At 71.5% G+C, this 5,008-nt stretch carries 6 protein-coding genes and 1 pseudogene; 6 read left to right on the top strand and 1 reads right to left on the bottom strand.

All coding sequences use genetic code 11. The features are described from left to right. From AC08ON_RS12915 to AC08ON_RS12890, 6 genes and pseudogenes are all read left to right on the top strand, one after another. On the top strand, positions 1–279 hold a 279-nt coding region (locus AC08ON_RS12915), incomplete at its 5' end, for a hypothetical protein (protein ID WP_476617055.1). A 212-nt stretch (positions 280–491) separates the two neighbouring features. Further along, positions 492–710 (top strand): annotated as a pseudogene (locus tag AC08ON_RS12910) (HAMP domain-containing protein); the annotation flags it as partial. Positions 711–835: 125 nt separating this feature from the next. Further along, the gene (locus AC08ON_RS12905; protein WP_023840010.1) at positions 836–982 is read left to right on the top strand and encodes an ATP-binding protein; all 147 of its coding nucleotides are present in this window, start codon (positions 836–838) and stop codon (positions 980–982) included. A 266-nt stretch (positions 983–1,248) separates the two neighbouring features. Next, complete coding sequence (locus AC08ON_RS12900; protein WP_476607977.1) at positions 1,249–1,821, top strand: hypothetical protein; 573 nt, start codon at positions 1,249–1,251, stop codon at positions 1,819–1,821. A 36-nt stretch (positions 1,822–1,857) separates the two neighbouring features. Beyond that, positions 1,858–2,406 carry a histidine kinase gene (locus tag AC08ON_RS12895; protein WP_476607976.1) on the top strand — a complete coding sequence of 183 codons (549 nt, stop codon included), beginning with the start codon at positions 1,858–1,860 and terminating at the stop codon, positions 2,404–2,406. A 93-nt stretch (positions 2,407–2,499) separates the two neighbouring features. Beyond that, on the top strand, positions 2,500–3,969 hold the full coding sequence (locus tag AC08ON_RS12890; protein WP_476607975.1) for a cytochrome P450: 1,470 nt from the start codon (positions 2,500–2,502) through the stop codon (positions 3,967–3,969). Positions 3,970–3,978: 9 nt separating this feature from the next. Here AC08ON_RS12890 and AC08ON_RS12885 read toward each other — a convergent pair whose 3' ends face one another. Then, complete coding sequence (locus AC08ON_RS12885) at positions 3,979–4,695, bottom strand: OsmC family protein (protein WP_476607974.1); 717 nt, start codon at positions 4,693–4,695, stop codon at positions 3,979–3,981. Positions 4,696–5,008 lie beyond the last annotated feature (313 nt).

Genomic DNA, 5,008 nt, shown 5'->3' with positions numbered 1-5,008 from the left:
ACGTTGATCGACCGTACCGACGATCCGACCGGGACAGCGGCCGGCGTAGAAGCCGTCGCGGTGCTGGCGGGCTCTGCCGGGCCTGCCGCGGAGCGCCGAAGTGGCCCCGAGCAGCCGGTGAGGGCGACCGCGCCAGCGACGAACACGGCGAGCAACCAAGACGTGCGGGGGAAACGGATGATCATCGGACCCCTCTGGTCGGCGCCCATAAGCGGGCAAGGGAATGCCCACAGCCTGGCATACCCGCCCAACCATGATTTTGATCTGCTCGCGCCATAGCGTGCCGGGAGCGGGCGGCGTGGTGCCGACCGCGCCGAGTACGAGTTCGACAGCCACCTACGCCGCTACGTCTCACCACCCGCTTTCGTACGGAATTCACATCTTTCTTGTATGGAATGCGAGGTGCGACGAGCCGCTGACCTCGTGGTGGCCGGGGGTGGAGCCCGCCGGCCGGGCTGGCGAGGGCTGAAGGGCGGCGGGAAGAGGTGGGGATGAGTGCGGGAGACCCGGCCAGGGTGCCGCCGGCGCCGGTGCTCACGTTCGCCGATGTGACCCTGGACGAGGCCGCCGCTGGTGCGGCCGTACTCACGCTGACCGGTACGGCGGCTTGGCTGTTGCTCGGCCGGGGGCTACGCCCGCTGCGGGACATCACCCGTACGGCGGCCGCCATCGCCGGCGGCGACCTGGCTCGGCGGGTCCCGCCGGGGCGTCCGCGCACCGAGACCGGTCAGCTCGCGGCGGCGCTCAACACCATGCTCGGCCAGATTCAGGCGGCCTTCGAGGACCGTCGGCGGCAGGCAGCCGCGGCGGTGGCCGGACCGGCAGCGGCCTCGGAATGGCGATCGTCGCCGCCATCGCCGCCGCCCACGGCGGCACCGCCACCCTCGACAGCGCCCCCGGCGCCGGCACCACCGTCCGCATCGTCCTCCCCGCCGGCACAGGGGAAGAATTGGCCGCGGTCCGGCCCGTCAACCTCCTCTGACCGGGCCGGCCCGTTTCGACCAGTGACGCCGCGTTCACCGCCTCCGCGGGTTGCCCGGTCATAGCAAGAAAACTGCGGATCCGAATGTGCCTCACATCTTGCCGGGAAAGGGTTCTCATTCCAGGCTGATGTTCTTGCCTTGCTGGCAGGGGACACGGGCACAGCCGGTCCACGGAAACCGTGGCACCCAGCCGGCTGGCTCCCACGGTCACCCGTCGGGGCCACCTGACCATCTCCGATCTCCCGAAGGCAGGTGTCCCGTTCCCATGAACCTTCAGGCTCCGGTCCGTCGAGGTCTCGCAACGGCTACCGTTGCCGGTGCGGCGCTGCTTACCATCGCGGCCTGCCAGCCTGGCGCCCGGGTAGTGACCGCCGCGCCGGCGACGGCGACCGCCGGGCAGGTAGCCGACCAGCCAACCTCAACGACACCGGTGTCGGCGGCGGCGTCGGCTGCCGCGACATCCACGGATGCGGTCGGGAAGGGTGCCGGCGGGCCGGGCTCCCTGACCGTGGCCATCACCTCCCCGGTGGCGGTCTCCGGCCACGTCGACACGGTGGTGAGCTGCCAGACCGCGGGCGCCCGCTACGTGGCGTCGGCGAGCGGCTCGGTCCACGGCTACGCCGTCTCGGACGTCGTGCGGGTGGCCGGTTACCACGGGCCAGGGAGCTACCAGGCTTCGGTGACTGTGTCGATGACCGGCCCGGATGCCCACTACGCGATCACCGCCGTACCGGCCACCGCGCAGGTCACCGCTACTGGTGGCGACGTTTCCTTCTCGGCGACGAGCACCGGCGGCCGAACGCTCGCCGGTTCGATCGCGTGGGCCTGCTCCGCGTAGGCGCACATGCGGCCAGTGACTTTAGGAGAACATTCGGTGACCAGGCCGCTCGTCGGCCACGGGGGCACGCCGGCCCGGAGACGTCTGCGCCGTCTGCTCCTGGTGGTCGCGGCCGTGGCGGTCCTGCGCGGTGTGCAAGCCGGCGTCGCTGCGCTCACCGTGCTGACGGCAGCGGCACTGCGGCTCGAACAGCCGGTGCCGCACCTGCATGTCACCCGCCTGGCCGAGACTGGGCCCGAGCCGCTGACCCCGCTGACCGCTCTGGTCATGGTCGCCGTGTCCGCGGCCGTGTCCGCCCTTCTGCTCCGCGCTCGCCGGACGGTCACGGCCTTCGCGGCTGTCAAGGCATTCGCCCTTATCGCGGCGTCGACCATCGCCGGCGTCGTCGCTGCCGGCCCGGTGGGCCTTCGACTGGCCGTCGCGGGGTGCGGCGCGAGCCTGGCCGTCCTGCTGTGGCCGGCGGTCCGGCGCGCCGCCGTAACCCTGCTGACGGCGGTCGGCCTGCCGAACGCCACCGGCCGGACCGCCGACGTCGCCCTCGCCGTGAAGATCGGCCTTCTCGTCGCGGTGGTGCTCGTCAGCTAATCGGCTATTAGCACCGCGCGCCCTCAGCACCGCGCGCCCGCTTCCCCTGCGTCCACCCCACTCGCTCCCATCTCCGCCCGAAAGGAAGTCGTGATGAGCCGCGCTCCCCACGTCCGCTCCGTCGCCGCGCCACCATCCACAGCCAAGACCTCCGACATCAAGACCTCCGACAGGGTGCCCGGCTCGGGAGAGGGGCCGGTCGAGGCGATCCGGCGGCTGCGTGCCGACCCGCTCACCCGGCTCAACGAGCTGGCCCGCGCCCATGGGCCGGTGGTGCGCCTGGCGAGCTGGCCGGTGTCGGCCTTCCTCGTCACCGACCCGGACGCGATTGCTGACGCCCTGGTCAGCGGACACCGGGCCTACGCCAAAGGTGCCGTACGCCGCGGCGCCGGTTCCCGGCGAACGGTGGTGCAGCCGCTGGCACTGCTGCTGGGCCAGGGCCTGCTGACCAGCGCCGGGGACACCCACCGCCAGCAGCGCCGGCTGCTGCAGCCGCTGTTCCACAAGCAGCGGATCGCCGGCTACGCCGACGCCTTCGCGGCCATCGCGGACAAGACCGCCGACGGCTGGCGGGACGGGCAGCGCCTCGACGTGCACACCGAGATGACCGAGATGACCCTGGCGATCGTCGCCCGGACCCTGTTCGACGTCGACCTGGACAGCCACGTCGTCGACGTCATTCGGGCCGCTCTCGACCAGAACATGCCCGCAGCCCGCCGAGCCCAACTTCCCGGCTTCACTACCCTCGAACGGCTACCGCTCCCGGCGCCCCGGCGCCGACGAGACGCCCGGAACGCGCTCGACCGCGTCGTCCACGATCTGATCGCCGACCGCCGCGCCACCGGCGCCACCGGTAACGACCTGCTGTCCCTGCTGCTGACCGCCCGCGACGCCGACACCGGCGCGTCGATGGACGACTCCCAGGTCCGCGACGAGGCGCTCACCCTCCTGCTCGCCGGCCACGAGACCACCGCTAACGCACTGACCTGGACGTTCCACCTACTCGGCCGGGATCCGGAAGTACTGGCGACTCTGCAGGCCGAACTCGACCGGGTGCTCGGCGAGCGGCGGCCGACGATCGACGACCTGCCCCAGTTGCCCTACACCAACGCGGTCATCAGCGAGGCGATGCGGCTGTACCCGCCCGTCTGGGCCATGGGCCGCCACCTCGTCGAAGACCGCGACGTCGCCGGCTACCGCCTGCCCGCCGGCTCCACCCCGGTCTTCAGCCAATGGGTGGTGCACCGCGACGAGCGCTGGTGGCCGCGACCGGAACTCTTCGACCCCATCCGCTGGACCGGGCCCGACACCGCCGATGAGCCGGCCGACGCCGGGCCGAAGATGCGGCCTCGCTTCGCCTACTTCCCGTTCGGCGCCGGCCCCCGCCAGTGCATCTGCAACACCTTCGCCATCACCGAAGGCGTGCTCGCCCTGGCCGCTATCGCCCGCCGCTGGTCCTTCACCCCCGTACCCGGCCTGCCCGTCACACCGCAATCCCTGGTCACCCTGCGACCGAAGGACGGCCTACCCATGATCGCCCACGGTAGGTACCCGAACCGGTAGCGGCCTTTATCAGGCGATCTCTATGCCGACGTCGGGCGGCTGGTGCAGCGAGTTGTGGACGGTGCAGTGCGAGGCCACCGCTACGAGGCCGGGCCGGCGCCGTTCCGGCAGACTGGCGGGAACGGCGATTCGCAGCCGCACCGCCGCCACCCGGGCGGGTCGGTCAGTCGCCATGTCGAACTCGGCAGCAACCCGCAGACCGTCCCGGCACACTCCATGGCGGGTGAGGTACCGGCCGGCGTAGAAGGCGACGCAGGATGCGAGTGAGGCGACGAACAACTCTGTCGGCGTCGCCGCGATGTCGTCACCACCGTGCCGCAGCGGCTGGTCAACCAGCATCTCGTGTCCACGGACCCCGATCGCGTACGACTCACCCGCAAGGTAGGCCACATCGATCCGGCCCGGGTGACCGTCTCCGGACCCAGCCGTGTCCCGCCCGCGGTCAAGCGCCGAGTCTGCTGTCCCGACGGCATCCTCGCGGTCGCGTTCGGCTGCCGCGGCCTGCCCCAGCAGCCGTCCGGCCAGCTGCCGCGCCTCGGGCACGGTCAGGCGCGCCCACTCCTCGCCGCGGTCGTGCCGTTGGCAGCCGACGTTCAGAATGATCTGGCTGGCGCCCTGGCCCTCCCCATCCAGGGGAAGCCGTCCGATGATCATGTCCTGCCCATGGGCGGTCCGGATCACGTCGCGCGCGAGCGCATCGGCTGACTTCGTTCTCGGTCCGTTCATCACGCCCCCCTGACGTCTTGTACCTGCCATGCCGAGGTTAGGACGATGAACGGTATTGATCAGGGGCCATCGGTCCCGGCCAGCGGGGCCAGATGGACGCCCACCGCGCTGGGGATGAGGTCCTTTGAACGGCGTGGCGCGGACCGGCCCTGCCGCATGTCCGCCGACGAGGATCAGCCCACCGACCTTGCGCGCCGGAACCGGGAGCACACCGGCCGCGTACCAACGGCGCGCGGTCACGTACGCCGCGGCCTGCGACTCGGCCCACTCCTTAAGGCTCGCGTGACCATCATAGACCGCCACAGAGCGCTAA

Source organism: Frankia sp. CoWAU3, from assembly GCF_977971855.1.
This window is presented reverse-complemented; position numbering and strand designations above follow the sequence as displayed.

Bases quoted from the DNA above. Each gene is read 5' to 3' on its own strand.
- AC08ON_RS12905 (WP_023840010.1), top strand. From the start codon at position 836: ATGGCGATCGTCGCCGCCATCGCCGCCGCCCACGGCGGCACCGCCACC.
- AC08ON_RS12900 (WP_476607977.1), top strand. From the start codon at position 1,249: ATGAACCTTCAGGCTCCGGTCCGTCGAGGTCTCGCAACGGCTACCGTT.
- AC08ON_RS12890 (WP_476607975.1), top strand. From the start codon at position 2,500: ATGAGCCGCGCTCCCCACGTCCGCTCCGTCGCCGCGCCACCATCCACA.
- AC08ON_RS12885 (WP_476607974.1), bottom strand. From the start codon at position 4,695: ATGAACGGACCGAGAACGAAGTCAGCCGATGCGCTCGCGCGCGACGTG.